Origin of the sequence: Rhodococcus sp. MEB041 (assembly GCF_030208955.1) — a bacterium.
Taxonomy (GTDB): Bacteria; Actinomycetota; Actinomycetes; order Mycobacteriales; family Mycobacteriaceae; genus Rhodococcoides.
On record NZ_JARVSZ010000006.1, the window covers coordinates 1 to 17,539 of the forward strand.

The following is a 17,539-nucleotide window of genomic DNA, read 5'->3' on the forward strand; positions in this document are numbered from 1 at the left end:
CGGTGTCGCCGCCGACTCCCCGCCGCGCGAGTTCGAGGACGATTCGACCGCCCATCGATTGACCGACTGTGGAAATGCCACCGAGATCGTGTTCGCGAATGAAATCCGCGACGGAGTCGGCGAGAGCAGCGATCGATACTTCGCCCGTCAACGGCGGCGTTTCACCGAACCCCGGTAGGTCGACCGCGATGACATCACGGTGTTCCGCCAGTTCGTCGATGATCGGGGACCAGGATCGCCATCCCACGCCCAAGCCGTGCACCAGCAACAGCGGGCTGCCGTGTCCGAATCTGACATAATTCAGCGTCATATAGTCGACGGTACGCGAATGCCCGGTCGATGAACGGGTTCCGGAAGACCGATGGCACCCGCCCAGCGAGTGTCCAAATGCAACCTCTCGCCGGGTACCGACTGTTCGGGGCCACGTCACCGAGTTCGCGGCCGAGGCACCCTGGTACGACCGGGATAGCACCACGGTCGGATGGTGGGCGGGTGCGACGGGGTACGCGTTCGCTGATGAACTCGAGATGTTCCCGAGGCGACACCGCGTCTTCGCGTTCCGGCTCGTCCCGAGGTGAGAACGCACCCCCGGCACCATGCACGTGCCGATGATCGGCGAATTACAGGCACTGGCGAATGCTGTCGGGTCGTGCGTCAGCGATCACGCGGCGACGGTCGACTTCGCCGGGAGCAACGGCCGACGCGTCGGGTGAGGCATGCCCGCGCCGGCACGGGCCGCGGGGGGAGAAGACCGGGTCGGGTTTCCCTCAGTGGCCCGTTTTTACCGGGCCGATCTTGTACGGACATGGTCTCGCCGACGCCGGTTCGCATCTATCGATCGCCGAGCGAACGGATCGATGATGACCGAGTCACCCCGCGCGGACCCCACCACGGGCGGGCACGTCGACGATGCTGTTTTGCGGGCGGTGATCGATCAGTCCTAAGACACGGCCAAGCTGTGGGACTCGGCCGGGATCGTGCGGTACGTCAATCCGGCCGGACTGCCCCTGCTCGGGCGCACCGAGAACTCGGCCACGAATCTGACCACGACGGACCTTTTCGCTCCCGGCACGACGTCTACCGTCGAGGATGCCGAGCGCGCCGCGCGCGAACCGGCCGTGGCGTGGACTCCGCGAACTCCGACGCACCGGTACCGATGTCACGGTTCCTGTGGTATTGTCATCCTGCGCCTCAACGGATCTGGTCGCCGCACTGATACGCGAGCGTCCCCGCCACCCCGGCTCGACGCCGAGCTCGTCGACGTGGACGCCGCCGCTCACCGTCTCACGATCGGACAGTCCGCGCGCGCCGGGCTCGCGCGGCTCGGTGTCTCCGCCGATCTCGACGCTGTGTTGGCGGCGACCACGACGACAGCGGCGACCCTGCTAGGCGTGCGATCGGCTGCTGTGGCCCGCCGCGGCGCTCCCACGGATCCAGTGCTGCGCATCGACGCGGTTACCCGCACCCTGCGCACCGACGTGGTGGTGCCCGCCGACGACGGCTCGCTGTCCGGTCACGCGTTGGCACACGTTAGCTGACGGTGTGTCAGGACGCCGAGACCGAATCCGGATTCGGCACTGCCGTCATGTTGCAGATGGGCTTTCGCAGCGGTGTCGCTGTCCCGGTGACCACCAGCTCGGGAGTGTGGGGCACGGTGATCGTCTTCGGCGAGCGCCCCGGTGTGTTCGGCGCCGAGGAGATCGCGTTCCTCTCCGCCTTCGCGGCCGTGCTGCTACTTAGCCGGGTCGTGACGATGGCGCGCTCTGGCGTGCGCCCCGGCGTTCGCCGTGCGGGGATGCGTGCTGCCCACGGGCCTTAGACCCGCTGGCGTCGGCGTCTGGAACCGCCGGCGGCTCTACACGCGTCTGCTACTCCCTTGGTTCACGAGATACTCTGTCCAGCAGAGCAATACAGACGCAGCGGGTTGGGCTCGTGAATTTCTAAGTGTCACGAGAGTGTCACAAGTCAGGAGGGACGGAAGTGGACCGCGGCGGACGGTGATGGACGCATGTGCAGCTCAGGCTGGTTTTCGTGAGTCCAGGTGCATCCACCTGATCAGTTCGTCGAAGCCCTGTAAGCGAGTGGTCTTCGGTTCAATCCCGAACGAAGGCTCTCAGTATGCCTCTGAGCAGGACAAATGCTCCGAAACAGCCCGCTCAGACCTCTCGCTTGACCGCATCAGCGATACGTCCATGCAGGTCCGCCACGGCCCAGGGGCGTCCGGTCACCTGCGAAAACTGCCGAGACGTGGCTCGATGTCACGAGTTGTCACAACTCAGTCGTAACTCGTTCGATGGACTCGGGTAGACGTGGGTGGCTGTGGGTGGACTTTCACGCCCAAGAATCCACGACGGCGCGTGAACCTCCATGGACTGTCGTGGACCTATTCCACTCGCTTCCTGTCCCGTCGCGGGAGGCGTGGACATGGGCGGACTCGAGTGGACGGACCGCATCGCCCTCGGCGGTCGATCGGAAATACGGCAGCCGCGGGTCTGATCACGGCGCTTCCGGGACCCCCGCGACCGTTATTTCGACGTTTTCCAAGCCATTGAAAGAAGCCTTTCCTGCACGGTGACGCGGAGGGCCCACGCAGTCCGGCGATGAGTTCGTCGGGGGACCCGAGTCGACACTGCATGACTACACACACGCTCGCCGTTTCCGGCGCCACCATCACCTACGACGTCCACGGTCCACTGACCTCGGGTACACCCCTGATGCTCATCGGTTCACCGATGGATGCGAGTGGGTTCACCACGCTCCGTACACACTTCACCGATCGACCGGTCGTGACCTACGACCCACGCAACACCGGCCGCAGTGTCCGTGACGAGCCCACGGCTGCGGTCACGGCGCGGCAGCACGCCGACGATCTGGATGCGTTGATCGCAGCGCTGGACTGCGGTCCTGTCGATGTGTTCGCGTCCAGCGGCGGCGCGGTCAACGCCCTCGTCGGCGTCGAACGCCGGCCGGGCGCGATCCGAACTCTCGTCGCCCATGAGCCACCCGCCGGTGGTGCACTCGCTGATCACGACCGCATCTCGGCTGCCTGCACGCACATGGTGGCGTCCTACGACGCGGCGGGGACGGGGCCGGCGATGGCCGAGTTCATCCGCCTGGTGATGCACCGCGGTCCTGTCGACGACGCGTACCTCGCAGGGCCGGCGCCGGACCCGGCGCAGTTCGGACTCCCGACCGAGGACGACGGTTCTCGTACCGATCCGCTGATGTCGAACATGCGTGGACTGGGCGTCGATTACGTGCCCGACGTGGAGCGTCTGACGGCAGCGTCGACTCGCATCGTCGTCGCGGTCGGCGAGGAGTCCGGTGGACCTGAGGACGGCGAGATGGCCGGTCGTGCAGCGTATGCGGTCGCCCGGCTGTTGGGTCAGGATGCTGTCGTCTTCCCCGGCGGGCATCAGGGGTTTCTCGGTGGTGAGTTCGGTCAGACGGGTCGACCCACCGAGTTCGCTGCTGCGCTACGAGAGTGCCTCGACCCTGACATCTGGCCCCCGCACGGCGTGTGATGACGCAGTAGTGGTCGGCGACGGCGGATACGACTCGCCCCCACTCCGGTGTGAGTTACGCCCGCAATGCCCTGACCTGGTCGACTGAGTCGCAGACCATGTGCGCGGCGGGTCAACTGGGCTCGACCTGCCCGAGGCCTGTCGCGCGTCCATTGCCGACGACTTCGGAAAACGACAACGAGCGCCTCGCCGTCCGGTACGGCGTCGAACCGACGAAGCGCTCCGCGCGTATTCGGCCGGAGCCGTGAACACCTGTCCTCCGCGACCCTCGCGGAGTCGTCGAATGCCGCCACGGCCAGAGCATTCGAGGACCTCGTCACCGGCGACGAGGGTCGCAGATGACTCGCCGATGCGGGCTTCGTCGCGCCCTAGAAGTTCGGCTACGGTTCGGATCGTTGTGCTCGATCGACGCTGATGGTGACCTTCGTCGACGTGACGAACACCCTCGCCTCCTGCCCCACATCGAGACCAGCCTGGCGTGACCGATCGGGACGGAGTTGGACCCGTGGCCGCGAGCACGCTGTGGTCGCCGGCTCGGTCGAGTGCAGTGACGACACCGTCGGCGAAGATGCCGTGCAACTCCGACGACGGATAAAATCCCTCAGAAGCGAACATGCCCGGCGCTGCCCGCGCCGCTGAAAGATGTGCTCGGGCGCCGAGCTGACAAGTTCAACCATCACGTGCGAATTCATCATCGCACGTTCGCGAATTCTGTTGTAGAAGTCGGCTTTGAATCTTCGCATCGAGCCCCGGTCAGTAGGTCGGCGTCGCCCGAGTAGGCGACCCCGCGATACTTCCACCCGACCGCGTCTTCGCCGGATCGAACTCGAAGATCTCCAGCTGGAAACCCACGGGCCGATCGGCACACAGGTCCACCAGGTGCGCGGACAAGGTCCGATGGAACTCCTCGACAATCCGTCCAGTGGTGGCCTCGTCACGACCGGCTGCGATCTTGATGCGGACGTGGACATACCCGTTCGGCACACCGACGGCGTCGTCGGCTATCCGCGACGTCTCGACGGCTGTCGCGAACGTCCTGATGCCCCAGTGCGGGAAGACGCCCAGTCGCTGGGCCGTCGCATGCATCGCATCGACCAACCCCGTCGCGTCCAGCAGGTCGGACACGTTGTCGGTGTACTCGATCGCTATGTGTGGCACGAAGATCCCTCTCCTCCGAGATTGCAGCCGTAAGGGTCGAGCGCCGTCACACCATCGACCCGATGCGGTCGTACCGGACGTCCTTGACGGTGTCGAGCGCGGACCGAAGTGATGCCGGTGCTCGACCCGTGATCTGTTCGACATGGCCGGACAGAATCGACTGATACCCGCCGGCAATTGCCAGATCTGCCGACACGAGTTCGTCGCTCGCCCACCGATGGCCCTCCGCGTTGGGCGGCATCGAGGGGTCGTACGTTCGCGGCAGCCCGACCGAATCGAAATAGGCGAGCCGCTGTTCCTCCGAGACCGCCCGGTACTCGATGGGTGTCTCGAACGCTTCCGCTCCCAGCCGCACGATGTCGGACATGGACAGCAGCTCCGGTCCGGTGATCTCGTACACCGCACCGGCGTGTTCGGTCGGGTCTTCCAGGACGGCGGTGGCAACACGGGCGACGTCGACCTTCGACACCGGGGCCAACGACCCGTGCCCGGTGGCCATCTCGAGAACACCCTCGCGGGCGGCGGGGGCCAACCAGACGGCGCCGACGATCTCGGCGTACAGGGAGTTGCGGAGGATCGTGTACGCCAGTCGGCTCGTGCGGAGATCGCGCTCCGTCTCGTAGTGATCGATCGCCGACAGTGCGGGATTGCCTGGCTGCACGCCGCCCACGGAGGTGTAGACGATGTGGCGGATGCCGGCTCGCTCGGCGGCGTCGACAGCAGTGCGATGCTCGACAGTGCGACGACCGAGGTTCAAACCACTGATGAGGAGAAGGACATCGCCTCCACGATAGGCCTCGTCGAAGAGCTCGGGCCTCTCGAAGTCGCCCGGACGCACGCTGACGCCGGGCCCGTCGACGCTGATGCTCGAGGGGGATCGTGTGACCAAGGTCAGCTCTCGACCCGGGTCCGCCTCGAGGAGTTGCTGCGTGACCCGACGTCCCAGGTCGCCCGATGCTCCACTGATGACGATCCGGGTCACGACGTTCCTCCATCGACTAGGTACTCGGCACCGAGAGTTCGTGCCGAGCTCCAAGCCTGACGTCGGCGAGTGACCCGGGCAACACCACGTAGTTCATCCGGGGCATGCCCCCCGTGCATAGACGCTCGTCATGGGCGTGCCCGAAGTCTCCGGACGATCGGGAACGAAAAAGTGCCCGATTGTCGGGATGAATGTGACGGACATAACGTGACGAGCGTCTCAGTAGCGATCGAAAGGCATGCGCATGCAACAAGATTCGACTCTCCTCGATCCAGAACCGACCGCGACCGACCCACTGTTCTCGCCACTCGTGCTCAACACGACACCTGTTCGCAATCGGTTCTATCTGCCGGCGATGCAGCGCGGATCGCGTGGATACAGACCCACCGCGGGAATGGCGGCAACACTCCGAACCACCGCCGAGCAGGGGCCGGGAGTCATCATCACGGAGGGGGCGGCGCCGGAACACCCTGCGGGGTACTGGCAGCCGGCGTTCAGCATCCTGGGCCGCGACACTGCCGACGACTGGGGGCTCGTAGTCCGCGAGGTGCTGGGTACCGGAGACGTCGTGGTGCTCATGCAGCTATGGCACCCGGGAGCTCTGCGCCTCGTCGTCGACGGGATCGAGAATCCCTATCCCGAGCATCCCGCGTGGAGCCCGTCGGGCCTCATCCAGGAGGGGCGGCCCAACGGTGTCGCCATGACTCGCCGGGACCTCGAGGACACCAAGAACGCCTATGTGGACAGCGCCCGCATCGCGCAGAGTCTCGGTGCACACGGGATCGAGCTTCACTGCGCACACGGGTACCTCCTCGACCTGTTCCTGTGGCACGAGAGCAACATTCGCACCGACGAGTACGGCGGCGACACGCTGGCCGAGCGCGCAACCTATCCCGCCGAGATCATCGCAGCTATCCGTGCGGCGACAGGACCCGACTTCATCGTCTCGGTGCGATTCTCGCAGTGGAAGGAAGTGGATTACGGAGCGAAGATCGCACAGCACCCGGACGACTTCGGACCGTTCCTCGAGCGCATGGAGCAGGCGGGTGCCAACGTCTTCCACATCTCGGCGCGGCGATTCGACGCACCCGGGTGGCCCGAGCTGGATCCGCGCAAGAGCGTCGCAGCATGGGTGAAGACCATGACCGACCTTCCTGTCATGACCATCGGCAGTGTCGGTTTGTCCACTGATCTGGCGAGCGACGTCTTCGACGACAAGGACCCGCTCCTCCAAGTCGAGGACGACGTCATCCGAGTGCGTCAAGGCCTGGAGACCGGCGACTTCGACATGATCGGCGTCGGGCGCGCACAGATATCGAACCCCGACTTCGTCGACCGGGTGCGCCGCGGTGACTACGACGGGCTGCGCGAGTTCAGGAAGTACCGAGATCTCGCGGAGGCGTACGAAAGCTATTCGCACGAGGGTCAACTCGTCGACCAGTCCAGGAAAGGTGACAGCGTCGCTCCTGCCCGCTGACGGCGGCGGAGGCGCTGACCGGTCGACGAGCCGCACCATGGTGCGCGGCTCGTCGATCCGTGTGACGAATACGCGAGAACGCGGCTGCGTTCGCGGTACTGTGCGGACGGATACATGAGGAGGGCCGACCCGTGGGAGTCGACGCAGTCTCCGGTGATGCTTCACCCGTGGACGTCATCATGGAGGACATCGCACTCGTACTTCGCGGCGTGTCCGCACCCTCCGGGGAGTACGAGGACCTGTTCCGGAAACTCGCGTCCTTGCTCACCGAGTTCGACAGGGACAGAAGCGTGCCGGTGGTGGGCGTCGCCGGTCACGTCGGGAATTACTGGCGTAACTGGCTTCTGGTGATTTCGCGTGCCGGCGCCCTGAGGCCCTCGGCGATGCGCCGGCTGCTCGACACGCTGGATCCTACGCACCCTCTGTCCCAGAAGATGCTCACGCACAATCTGCGCATGCTCGAACGTGACGGCATGTACACGCGCACGGTGATCGCCGGCACGCGTCGGCACGTCGAGTACACCCTGACCCCGCTGGGGCGAGAACTGTCCGATCTCGTCATGGTCCTCATCGACTGGGGGCTGCGGCACACAGACGACATAGACTGCGCCCGTGCTCGTTTCGACCACTATGCCGAGCGCGGCGCGCAGGACCCGCCCCCCGACGTCGTAGTCGGGGGCGGGTAGGAGTGTCGGTCAGTGCTCGTACGTGTCGAGATTGCGGTCCTTGCTCTCCTTCGACAGTGCGATGAACACTGCGCTGACGACGGCCAGCCCGATCATGTAGAGGCCCACCAGAGTTGTCGAACCGTTCGCCGCGGCTTGAAGGGACACCAGGATCACCGGCGTGAACCCTGCACCCAGCAGAGTGGCGGCCTGGTACCCCAGCGACGCGCCGGTGTATCGAGCGGACGTGCCGAACTGCTCGGCGATGTATGCCGCCATCGGGCCGAACGTCGCGGACTGGACGAGGCTGAAACCGAGCACGAAAGCCAGTGTCACCAGCAGTGCGCTTCCGGAGGACAGCAGCGCGAGCACCGGGAAGATCGCCACCGCGAACACGCCGAGTCCGGCGAGCATCACCGGTCGACGACCGACACGGTCGGACAGCCGGGCGAAACCGAGGAGGGCGAAGATGGCCACGAACTGGCACAGGGCGAAACCGAGCAGGACGTCCGACCGTGCCACCCCGGACTTCGTGGCGTGACCGATGGCGAAGGTGGCGAACATGATCTGGATGGCCACGCTGGCCATGCATCCGCCGGCGACGAGGATCAGGTTCCGCGGGCGACGGAGAATGCTCACGATCGGCGCGGCCGCACGCACTCCCGAGGCCTGTGTAGCACTGCGTTCGAGTGCTTCGCGGAACACGGGGCTCTCGGAGACCCTGCTGCGGACGAACAGGCCGACGGCGAGAAGGACGGCGGAGAGCAGGAACGGGATCCGCCAACCCCACGCGAGGAAGTCGTCCTCCGGAAGCAGCGCGACGAGGGCGAGGGCCAGGGTTCCGAGCAGCGAGCCGGTAGGCGCACCTGCGTTGGTGAATGCGGCAGCGAAGCCCCGACCTCGACCACCGACGTGTTCGAGCGACATCAAGGTCGCGCCACCCCATTCGCCGCCGATGGCGATGCCTTGCAGGACGCGGAGCAGAACCAGGATGATCGCTGCCCAGGAACCGACGGCGGTGGCCGGCGGAACCAGTCCGATCAGGAACGAGGCCGCGCCCATCACGCTCATCGACACCAGCAGCATCGATTTGCGTCCGTACTTGTCACCGAAGTGGCCGAAGATCGCTCCGCCCAGAGGCCGCGCCAGATAACCGGCCGCGAAGGTGCCGAGTGACGCGATGGTGCCCGCGACGGGTGAGAGGTCGGAGAAGAACACGGGAGCGAAGACGATGGCGGCGGATGTGGCGTAGAGGAGGAAGTCGTAGTACTCGATGGTGCTGCCGAGATAGCTGGACAGAACGACCCGTCTGATCTCGCGGCGTCTCGCGTCGGTCGGCGGGGGCACCTGCGCCGAAGTGTCCGCACCGAGGGTGCGTGGTCGAAGCGGTGTCGGTTCCACGGGAATGGTCATGGTGGGTCGGGGGTCCTTCGGTGCGGGTGTCGAGGTGGTGTCCGCCGGGGGCGGCCGCTGTGACACGCGGCCGCCCCCGGCGGAAGATCGGTCACGCTACAGTGGCGTCGATCTTGTCGTAGCGGACTTCGCGAACTCGCTCCATCACCGAGGCGAGCGGCTCCGGCGCGCGTCCGGTGATCTGCTGCACATGCAGGCTCTGGAGAGCCTGATATCCCTGCGCGAGACCGACTTCCGCGGAGACGAGCTCGTCGCTGGCCCACAGGTGGCCGTCAGGGCTGGGGGGCATGCTCGGGTCGTACGTGCGCGGGATTCCGACGGCGTCGAAGAATGCCAGCCGCTCCTCCTCGGAGACCGGCTTGTACTCCACTGGAGACGAGTGCACGTGAGAGGCCAGTGCCGCGATCCGGTGGAAGTCGAGGAGCTCGGGACCGGTGATCTCGTAGATCCGGCCGGCATGTGCCGCCGGGTGCATCAAGCATTGCGCCGCGCAGCGTGCGACGTCCTCCTTGGCTACCGGAGCGAACATTCCGTCTCCCGTGGCCTGGGACAGGACGCCCGACGGTACTGCCGGTGCGACGAGAATGTTGCTGACGATCTCCGCATACAGGTGATTCCGCATGAAGGTGTACGTGATGCCGGACTCCCGCAGATCGGCTTCTGTCTGCAGATGATCGATGGCCGACAGCGCGGGGTTGCCCGGCTGTACGCCGCCGACCGAGGTGTAGACGATGTGGCCCACACCGGCGTGCTGAGCGGCGGCGATCGCGGCGCGATGTTCCGACACTCGCCTCCCGAGGTTGAGGCCGCTGATGAGGAAGAGCACGTCCCCACCCGCGTAGGCCTCTCGAACCGTCGGCGGGTACTGGTAATCGCTGTGCCGGATCTGCACGGTGTCCGAGGCGAAGTCGGCGAGCTTCTCGGGGGTGCGGGTGGTCAGGATCAGCTCGCGGTGCGGATCGGCGTCGAGTAGCAGCCGCGTTACCCGCCGTCCCAGATCGCCCGATGCTCCGCTGATGATGATTCGACTCATGTCTGTGCTCCTGAGGAGTGAGGGATCGCCGTGAGCGGGAGGCTCGCCGGGGTGGATTGTCGGCACTGCCCGAGGCCGCTTCCGCGTCGTCGTTGTGACGTGCGCTACATACGACCACCTGGCCGGGTCTCCGGTCCACCACCAGAATCGTGGGGTCCACCATGCGCGTCGAGCATCGTGCGGCATGTGTCGCAAGCATGGTCCCGCCCAACATTTCGGCGTTGCAGCGTCCTGACGGGCGTCGCATGCTGGGGAAGCCAGACGTGATCGGGGTCACCCCACCCGACAAACACGTCCTCCCGAACGAAAGAGACCCGACATGACCGCCTTCGCCACCCCCGAGCTCGCAGATCTCGACACCGCCGGCGTATCGGACGCAGAACTGGTGGCCCGCGCCACCGCGCTGGTCCCGCTCATTCGCGAACACGCCGCCGACGCCACGAAGAATCGCAAGGTCTCGCCCGAGGTGATCGATGCGATCGCCTCGGCCGGCTTGTTCCATGTGATGGTCCCCAAGCGTTGGGGTGGACAGGGTGCGACGTTCAAGACAGCGTGCGACGTGGTCGCCGAGATCGCCCGCGGCGACGGATCGACCGGCTGGGTCACGGCGCTCACTCTCCTCGCGACGGCCTACGGAGCCACCAACACCACCCAGGCGCAGGACGATGTCTTCGGTGCGAACCCCGGTGCGCGGATCTGCGGGATCTTCTCCCCGGGCGACAAGAGCGAGAAGGTCGAGGGCGGATATCTGGTGAGCGGCAAGTGGCCGTATGCCTCGGGTTCGTTCGCGGCGCAGTGGGCGAGCCTCACCATCACTCTCGAAGGTGGCGCCCCCGGTATGGCGTTGATCCCCGCCGAGGCGTTCACCATCGAGCCCACTTGGTTCGTCGCCGGAATGCAGGGAACGGGTAGCGACACCATCGTGGTCAAGGACCATTTCGTGCCGGAATACCGCGTCCAGCCGGTCGCCGACATGTTCTCGTCCAAGTTCCGCTCACCGTTCACCGAGGAGCACGTCGCCTCGATGCCGTTCAACGCGGTCGCGGCAGGGATCCTCGTCGCGCCTCAGATCGGTCTGGGCCGTCACGCCCTCGAGCTCACCCGTGAGAAGCTGCCGAAGAAGCCCGTTGCGTACACCGCGTACGGCCAGGCGAAGGACTCGCCGACCCACCAGCTGGGTGTGGCGCGCGCTGCCACCAAGCTCCGTCTCGCAGAGCTGCTGCTCGACGCGATGGCAGCGGACATCGATGGCGCCGCAGAAAAGCACGAGCTGCCGAATCCGGAGATTCTCGCGCGCATACGCAACGACACCGGCGTGGTCGCCGAGCTGGTCAAGGAAGAGATCGACTACCTGCTCACCGCCAACGGCGCCGGCTCGTTCGCCGACGTCAACGTGCTCGGCCGCGTCTGGCGCGACAGCGAGACGGCCGCGCGGCATGCGCTGGTCACGCCCGAGATCGGCCGCGAGGCATACGGCCGTCAGCTCCTCGGCAACTACGATCCGACGATCGGCTTGTGAGGACGGTGACCGCCGCCGTGGCGCCGACGATTGCAGGTCAGGCGAGTGCTGAGGACTACCGTCACGTTCTGAGCCACGTGCCCACGAGCGTCTCGGTGATCACCGCGATGACCGAGAACGGTCCGGCGGGTATGACCGTCGGAACCTTCACCTCGGTGTCGCTCGACCCGCCACTGGTCGCCTTTTACGTCGATCTGGGTTCGACTACCTGGCCGGTCCTGGCCGAGGCGGACCACTTCGGGATCAACGTCCTCGGTGCTCACGCCGGCGATCTCTGTCGCGCGTTCGCCCGACGGGGCGCCGAACGCTTCCTGGGGGTCGAGTGGAGTCCGTCCGGACACGGTGTGCCCTGGTTGTCCGACGCCATCGTCTCGATCGACTGCACTCCGCACTCGGTGGACCGCATCGGTGATCACCTGCATGTGGTGGGTCGAGTGGAAGCCATCGCGCAGCAGCGTTCCGACGAACCATTGATCTTCCTGCGGGGTGGTTTCGTGGACATGTCGGCCATCGCGGACCGAGGTGCCGGCCGGTGATCGCCGAGCACGTGGAGATCCGGGTCAGGGAGGGGTGTGCCGGCGACCTCGAGAGCGGGTTCGACGAGATCCGCGCTCTGCTGCTGGCCGCACCGGGATGTTCCGACGCAGCGCTCGCCGCGAGTGTCGATCGTCAGGACACATACCTGCTGACCGCACGATGGGAACGTCTCGAGGACCACACCGAGACATTCGCCGGTTCCGCGTCCGGCGCTCGTGTGCGCCAGGTTCTCGAGCCGCTCTGCGCCGAGATGCCGAGGGTGACGCACTACCGGTGCTAGTCGCCGACCACGCAGTAGCACCGGCGCCCCTGCCATAGCTTCACGCTATGGCAGGGGCGCCTTATTGATATTTGTCAAATAGCGGGAGCCGGCGAAGACTGTGTTCCACGCCATAAATATTCGACCGAGTGAGGATGTTCGCCATGATCGACGTCACTGTTGATTTCGCCCGATGTGATGCCAACGGCACGTGTGCCGCGCTGATGCCCGACGTGTTCCGTATCGGCGACGACGGATTGTTGGTCCAGCTCGCAGAGTCCGTGCCGGACGATCGAGACCAGGACCTCGACGAAGCGATTCTCTGCTGCCCGATGGGAGCGATCTCGCGCTCATGACGACCTCACACGCTCTGGATCCGTTCGCACCCGATTCGCCCACCCATTCCGGTGGCGCAGCCGATGGCCAGTCGGTCATCCGCGGCGAGTACGGATACGCCGTCCTCGACTTCGCGCTCGCGACCACCGTTCTGCGCGACATGCGCTTCGTCAACGCTGCGCTGACGCTCATGGAACAGTTCGGCATCACCGACGGTCCGGTCCACGATTTCCGGGCCCGCAGCCTCATCATGGCCGAGGGCGCACGGCACATTCGGCTGCGGACCCCGCTCGCTCGATTCATGGGCCCGACGATGGTCGAGGACATTCGCGTCGAGCTCCGCACAATCCTCGCGGACATCGATCCGGGTGGCCGGTCCGACGGCCCGGTCGACTTCAACGAGACCGTGGCGCGGAAGATCCCGGCGCGGGTCTACTGCCTCCTCGCCGGAGCGCCCGCCGAGGACGCACCTCTGGTCGCCAGGTTGTCCGCGGGCACTCTCGCGCTGCTGCAACGAGATCCGAGTCTGAAGGACTCGATCTTGCAGTCCTACGACGAACTGTTCGCATACCTGACCTCGCTCATTGCACGCAAGCGCGAACAGGGACTGGGCAACGACATGCTCTCGTTCCTCATCGGCCAGGAGATCGAGGGAAAGCTCGATGCCGAGGAGTTGCTGAGCGAGGCGACGGCGATGCTCGAGGCCAGTTCGGTGAACACCTCCCACCAGACTGCTCTCGTCGTGTGGACACTCCTGCGGGAGCGGGAGACGTGGAAGCGCTTGCAGGAGGACCGATCCCTGGTTCCTGCCGCGGTCGTCGAGGCATGCCGGCTCTACCCCCGTCCCGGCATCGTCAGCAAGATCGCATCCGAGGACATCGACATCGCCGGCACGACCGTCCCGGCCGGATCCGATGTCCATGTCGCGGTGTGGTCGGCCAATCGCGATCCCGAACGCTTTCCGAACCCGGATGCCTTCGACATCGATCGTGAACGCGTGCAACCACTGACCTTCAGTACAGGTCTGCACGGATGCCTCGGACAGAGCCTTGCCAAGGTGGAGATGGAGGAGGTGGTGGGCTTCCTGCTCGACCGCTACCCCGATGCGACGGTGGTCGACGAGGGGACAAGCATCGGACATGCCGGCGGACGCTGGCTCGTCGACTCGCTCGCCGTCGACCTCGGACCCGCACGCGCCGGCCGATCTGTCGCGGAGGCCACGCCGTGACCGCGGCAGCGCAGACGATCACCGAACACCTTGCGGCGCAGTGGGCAGACACGACGTACGACGATCTCCCGCGCCATGTCGTCGACGCCGTCAAGGACCACATCCTCGACACGCTGGCCGTCGCGCTCGTGGGTGCGAGCACACCTGAGGTGATGGCCGTGATCGACGCGTCCGTGTCGTTCTCGTCCTCGCCCACGGGATCCGTCGTCTGGGGGACCGGACACCGGTTCACCCCCGCGCACGCCGCCCTGGTCAACGGTACGTCGGCGCATGCCCGCGATTTCGATGACGGTGGCGGCGCGGGCCACGCCGGCTCGACGGTGCTACCTGCCGCACTGGCCGTCGGTGAACATGCCGGATCGACCGGGCGACAGGTGATCACCGCGGTCGTCGCGGGTTACGACGTGGGGTATCGCGCACTGCAATCGCTCGGTGGTTTCGCCGCGCACACCGATCGCGGCTGGCACACCAGCGGCACGATGGGCAGCCTCGGCGCAGCCGCAGCGGCGGCGTCGCTTCTCGGCGCCGACCGCGGAGCCTATGCCGACGCTCTCGGGATCGCGGGATCGTTCACCGGAGGTGTGTGGGCGTTCATCGACGACGGTGCGCTGACGAAACGTATCCACCCGGGCAAGGCCGGTGAGACCGGCGTCGATGCCGCGGTCCTGGCCGTCGGAGGCATCACCGGACCTCGGCGCATCTTCGAAGCCGAGTGGGGCGGCCTGCACTCGGTTCTCGCCGACGGGATCGGCCATCCCGAGCGCGCACTGCGGGATCTGGGTGTCGACTTCAACGTCGCGACCTCCTATCTCAAGCCGTACGCGTGCTGCCGCGGGAGCCACTCCGCCGTCGACGCGGTGCGGAGGTTGATCGCCGAACGCGGCCTCGGTCCGGAGAACGTCCGGTCGGTGACGATCACCGCCGGCACCACCGCGGTGAACATGCTGTCGGTCTCGCCGATCGAGAACGTCTTCGACGCCCAGTTCAGCCTTCCTTACGCTGTCGCTCTCGCGCTGTGTGGCAGCGACCTCGGGCTTGCCGACTACGACCCGCCCCGTCACGGCGAGGCACGGATCGCCGATCTTCTGACGGCGATCTCGATGGAGGTGGACGACTCCATCGAGATCGAGGACGGTCCTCGGCTGTCCTTCGTGCTCACCGACGGCGAGACGATCACCGTGGATGCCGGAAACCCCACCGACGCACGCGGATCCGCGGTGCGCCCGCTCTCCCACGACGAGGTCGTCGCCAAGGCTACGTCGGTGCTCCGCCCACTGGGCGGGGACATTGCGTCTCGCCTGGTTTCTGCCGTGGAGAACCTCGACGACGCTCCCGACCTCACCGAACTCCTCGCCGTGCTGGCGGCCGAAAGGGTACCCACATCATGACCACGCCCGAGACGATCGCGCGGACCGAGGTGATCTCGGCCGAACCGGTCGAGTCGATGGCCGCACTTCTCGACATCGACGTTCCCCACGCACTCGGTGACACCGTGCCGCCGATCTGGCACTGGCTGCACCTGCTTCCTCGTGACCCGCAGGCAGATTTGGGTGAAGACGGACACCCGCTGACGGGGATCCCGGCACCGCCCGGTGGTGGTCGCCGGCGCATGTTCGGAGGAGGTCGCGTGACGACCTTCGGGGAGCTGCGGATCGGGGAGCCCGCGACGAAGGTGACGTCCATCGCGAAGTCGGTGGACAAGGTAGGCCGCACCGGCGCACTGACGCTCACCACCGTGCTCCAGGAGATCACCCAGAACGGCGAACTGGTCATCCGCGAGGAACAGGACATCGTCTACCGGGAGGGTGGTTCTGCGCCCCTCCCGACACCCGCTCCGGCGGTCGATCCGGTGCGTGAGCCGTCGCTGTCCCTCCCGGTGAACGAGGCGCTCCTGTTCCGGTTCTCGGCGTTGACCTACAACGCGCACCGCATCCACTACGACCTCGACTGGTGCCGCCGCGAGGGATACGACGGGCTGGTGATCCACGGACCACTACTCGCGTTCCTGATGGCCGATCACATGCGTCGCCAGGGAATCTCGCTGCTGAACCGGACGTTCGGGTACCGACTGGTATCGCCGATGACACGCCCGCAGACCGTGACGGTGACTCCGAGTCTCGACGGTCTCGAGGTCGGCGCCGAGGCGCGCAGCGCCGCGGGAGTCGTGTGCGCCGTGGGCACACTGTCCGACGGAACGCAGCGATGAGCGCCGAGACCGACGTTCTCATCGTGGGCGGGTCCGTGGCTGCAATCCGAGCGGCCGAAGCGATTTCGCGGCATGCGCCTGCGGTTCGAGTGACGATGGTCAGCGACGAGCCGCACCTTCCGTACGAGCGGCCACCACTGTCGAAGACCGCACTCGACGGCACCCTCGACCTCTCGGCATTGACCTACCCCTCCGTCGCAGGTCTACGCGAGCACGGCGTGGAGTTCGTGACGGATACCCGAGTCACCTCTCTCGACGTCGAGAGCCGCACGGTCTCCACGACCGCCGGTGACATCACGTACGGCGCAGCGATTCTGGCCACCGGATGCGAACCGATCTTTCCGCCGATGTTCCGACAGCTCCCCGACGTGTTCGTGCTGAGGCGCTTCCAGGACGCCGTCGCCCTCCGCGCCGCGGTGGCGGATCGACGAAAGTCGGTGGCCGTCATCGGGGCCGGCTTCATCGGTGGGGAATTCGCCGCCACCCTGGCGACGGTCGGACGACCCGTCACCATCGTCGATCTCGCTACGAAACCTCTGGGCCGGTTCGGGGATCCGGTGGCTTCCGAATACGCGGCGCTGCATCGAGATTCCGGTGTGACGCTCGTGCTCGGGGACGCGGTGACCGGAGTCGAGGACGCCGAGCCGGGCAGAGTGCTCCGCCTGGCCAGCGGTGCCACCGTCCCGGCCGACGTCATTCTTCTCGGCATCGGCGTGCGACCGTCCACCGGGTGGATGGAGAATTCAGGACTGACGCTGGACAACGGTGTGGTGTGCGACTCGACGCTGCGTGCGGCGGACGGTGTGTACGCGGCCGGCGACGTGGTCACCTGGCCCAACGGGCGCTTCGGTGCAACCATGCGCATCGAGCACTGGACCAATGCGGCCGAGCAGGGACGCGCAGCCGGAATCAACGCGGCCAACGCCGTGACGGGTCTGGCCCCGATCGACTGTGTCACGGTGCCCTACTTCTGGTCCGACCAGCACGGTGTGCGCATCCAGTTCTCCGGATTCCTCCGCGGTGACGAGGAGATCATCGAGTGCCCGGGTCCGGGCGGATCCCTGTACCTGTACGCCGGCGGCGACACGCTCCACGGTGTGCTGGCATTCGAGCGGCGCGCCGAGTTCGTGAAGATCCGCGCGATGCTCCGTCGGGAGACGACGGTCGGCGCGGCCCGTGACATCCTGTCCGTCGGAGCCTGA

18 protein-coding genes are annotated in these 17,539 nt (G+C 66.3%); 13 read left to right on the forward strand and 5 right to left on the reverse strand.

Going from position 1 to position 17,539, the window contains the following annotated elements:
• On the reverse strand, positions 1–310 hold a 310-nt coding region (locus QRN16_RS19250), incomplete at its 3' end, for an alpha/beta fold hydrolase (protein ID WP_285189137.1).
• A gap of 952 nt (positions 311–1,262) precedes the next feature.
• Between QRN16_RS19250 and QRN16_RS19255 the strand changes: the two genes are divergently transcribed.
• From QRN16_RS19255 to QRN16_RS19265, 3 genes are all read left to right on the forward strand, one after another.
• Positions 1,263–1,538, forward strand: coding sequence for a hypothetical protein (locus QRN16_RS19255; RefSeq protein ID WP_285189140.1), 276 nt, complete (start codon positions 1,263–1,265; stop codon positions 1,536–1,538).
• A gap of 2 nt (positions 1,539–1,540) precedes the next feature.
• Positions 1,541–1,819 (forward strand): GAF domain-containing protein, encoded by a 279-nt coding sequence (locus tag QRN16_RS19260; protein ID WP_285189142.1) that lies wholly within the window; start codon positions 1,541–1,543, stop codon positions 1,817–1,819.
• Between the two features lie 814 nt (positions 1,820–2,633).
• Positions 2,634–3,524, forward strand: a complete 891-nt coding sequence (locus QRN16_RS19265) for an alpha/beta fold hydrolase (RefSeq protein ID WP_285189144.1) — start codon at positions 2,634–2,636, stop codon at positions 3,522–3,524.
• A gap of 753 nt (positions 3,525–4,277) precedes the next feature.
• Here QRN16_RS19265 and QRN16_RS19270 read toward each other — a convergent pair.
• Positions 4,278–4,682: a hypothetical protein gene (locus tag QRN16_RS19270; RefSeq protein ID WP_285189146.1), complete on the reverse strand. Its 405-nt coding sequence runs from the start codon at positions 4,680–4,682 to the stop codon at positions 4,278–4,280.
• Between the two features lie 46 nt (positions 4,683–4,728).
• The gene (locus tag QRN16_RS19275) at positions 4,729–5,664 is read right to left on the reverse strand and encodes an NAD(P)H-binding protein (RefSeq protein WP_285189148.1); all 936 of its coding nucleotides are present in this window, start codon (positions 5,662–5,664) and stop codon (positions 4,729–4,731) included.
• 244 nt (positions 5,665–5,908) lie between these two features.
• Between QRN16_RS19275 and QRN16_RS19280 the strand changes: the two genes are divergently transcribed.
• Positions 5,909–7,141: an oxidoreductase gene (locus QRN16_RS19280; protein WP_285189150.1), complete on the forward strand. Its 1,233-nt coding sequence runs from the start codon at positions 5,909–5,911 to the stop codon at positions 7,139–7,141.
• Positions 7,142–7,272: 131 nt separating this feature from the next.
• Positions 7,273–7,827, forward strand: a complete 555-nt coding sequence (locus QRN16_RS19285) for a winged helix-turn-helix transcriptional regulator (RefSeq protein WP_285189152.1) — start codon at positions 7,273–7,275, stop codon at positions 7,825–7,827.
• A gap of 9 nt (positions 7,828–7,836) precedes the next feature.
• Here QRN16_RS19285 and QRN16_RS19290 read toward each other — a convergent pair whose 3' ends face one another.
• Both QRN16_RS19290 and QRN16_RS19295 read right to left on the reverse strand, forming a co-directional pair.
• The gene (locus QRN16_RS19290) at positions 7,837–9,219 is read right to left on the reverse strand and encodes an MFS transporter (protein ID WP_285189154.1); all 1,383 of its coding nucleotides are present in this window, start codon (positions 9,217–9,219) and stop codon (positions 7,837–7,839) included.
• A 91-nt stretch (positions 9,220–9,310) separates the two neighbouring features.
• The gene (locus QRN16_RS19295; protein WP_285189157.1) at positions 9,311–10,252 is read right to left on the reverse strand and encodes an NAD(P)H-binding protein; all 942 of its coding nucleotides are present in this window, start codon (positions 10,250–10,252) and stop codon (positions 9,311–9,313) included.
• Between the two features lie 319 nt (positions 10,253–10,571).
• Here QRN16_RS19295 and QRN16_RS19300 point away from each other — a divergent pair, with 319 nt between their 5' ends.
• The 8 genes from QRN16_RS19300 to QRN16_RS19335 all read left to right on the forward strand — a co-directional run bounded on the left by QRN16_RS19300 (position 10,572) and on the right by QRN16_RS19335 (position 17,539).
• The gene (locus QRN16_RS19300) at positions 10,572–11,771 is read left to right on the forward strand and encodes an acyl-CoA dehydrogenase family protein (RefSeq protein WP_285189159.1); all 1,200 of its coding nucleotides are present in this window, start codon (positions 10,572–10,574) and stop codon (positions 11,769–11,771) included.
• Between the two features lie 77 nt (positions 11,772–11,848).
• Entirely contained in the window at positions 11,849–12,307 is a 459-nt protein-coding gene (locus tag QRN16_RS19305) for a flavin reductase family protein (RefSeq protein ID WP_285189161.1), read from the forward strand.
• Positions 12,304–12,588, forward strand: coding sequence for an antibiotic biosynthesis monooxygenase family protein (locus QRN16_RS19310; RefSeq protein ID WP_285189163.1), 285 nt, complete (start codon positions 12,304–12,306; stop codon positions 12,586–12,588). Before QRN16_RS19305 ends, QRN16_RS19310 begins: the two co-directional genes overlap by 4 nt.
• Before the next feature lie 143 nt (positions 12,589–12,731).
• Positions 12,732–12,923, forward strand: a complete 192-nt coding sequence (locus QRN16_RS19315; protein WP_042574547.1) for a ferredoxin — start codon at positions 12,732–12,734, stop codon at positions 12,921–12,923.
• On the forward strand, positions 12,920–14,131 hold the full coding sequence (locus QRN16_RS19320; RefSeq protein ID WP_285189172.1) for a cytochrome P450: 1,212 nt from the start codon (positions 12,920–12,922) through the stop codon (positions 14,129–14,131). Before QRN16_RS19315 ends, QRN16_RS19320 begins: the two co-directional genes overlap by 4 nt.
• Positions 14,128–15,519 carry an MmgE/PrpD family protein gene (locus QRN16_RS19325; RefSeq protein WP_285189174.1) on the forward strand — a complete coding sequence of 464 codons (1,392 nt, stop codon included), beginning with the start codon at positions 14,128–14,130 and terminating at the stop codon, positions 15,517–15,519. The genes QRN16_RS19320 and QRN16_RS19325 overlap by 4 nt, the downstream gene beginning before the upstream one ends.
• Complete coding sequence (locus QRN16_RS19330) at positions 15,516–16,337, forward strand: FAS1-like dehydratase domain-containing protein (protein WP_285189176.1); 822 nt, start codon at positions 15,516–15,518, stop codon at positions 16,335–16,337. The genes QRN16_RS19325 and QRN16_RS19330 overlap by 4 nt, the downstream gene beginning before the upstream one ends.
• Complete coding sequence (locus tag QRN16_RS19335) at positions 16,334–17,539, forward strand: NAD(P)/FAD-dependent oxidoreductase (RefSeq protein WP_285189178.1); 1,206 nt, start codon at positions 16,334–16,336, stop codon at positions 17,537–17,539. Before QRN16_RS19330 ends, QRN16_RS19335 begins: the two co-directional genes overlap by 4 nt.

Excerpts from the sequence above, each read along its gene's own strand:
- QRN16_RS19265 (WP_285189144.1), top strand. The coding sequence starts at position 2,634 with ATGACTACACACACGCTCGCCGTTTCCGGCGCCACCATCACCTACGAC.
- QRN16_RS19280 (WP_285189150.1), top strand. The coding sequence starts at position 5,909 with ATGCAACAAGATTCGACTCTCCTCGATCCAGAACCGACCGCGACCGAC.
- QRN16_RS19290 (WP_285189154.1), bottom strand. The coding sequence starts at position 9,219 with ATGACCATTCCCGTGGAACCGACACCGCTTCGACCACGCACCCTCGGT.
- QRN16_RS19295 (WP_285189157.1), bottom strand. The coding sequence starts at position 10,252 with ATGAGTCGAATCATCATCAGCGGAGCATCGGGCGATCTGGGACGGCGG.
- QRN16_RS19300 (WP_285189159.1), top strand. The coding sequence starts at position 10,572 with ATGACCGCCTTCGCCACCCCCGAGCTCGCAGATCTCGACACCGCCGGC.
- QRN16_RS19315 (WP_042574547.1), top strand. The coding sequence starts at position 12,732 with ATGATCGACGTCACTGTTGATTTCGCCCGATGTGATGCCAACGGCACG.
- QRN16_RS19320 (WP_285189172.1), top strand. The coding sequence starts at position 12,920 with ATGACGACCTCACACGCTCTGGATCCGTTCGCACCCGATTCGCCCACC.
- QRN16_RS19330 (WP_285189176.1), top strand. The coding sequence starts at position 15,516 with ATGACCACGCCCGAGACGATCGCGCGGACCGAGGTGATCTCGGCCGAA.
- QRN16_RS19335 (WP_285189178.1), top strand. The coding sequence starts at position 16,334 with ATGAGCGCCGAGACCGACGTTCTCATCGTGGGCGGGTCCGTGGCTGCA.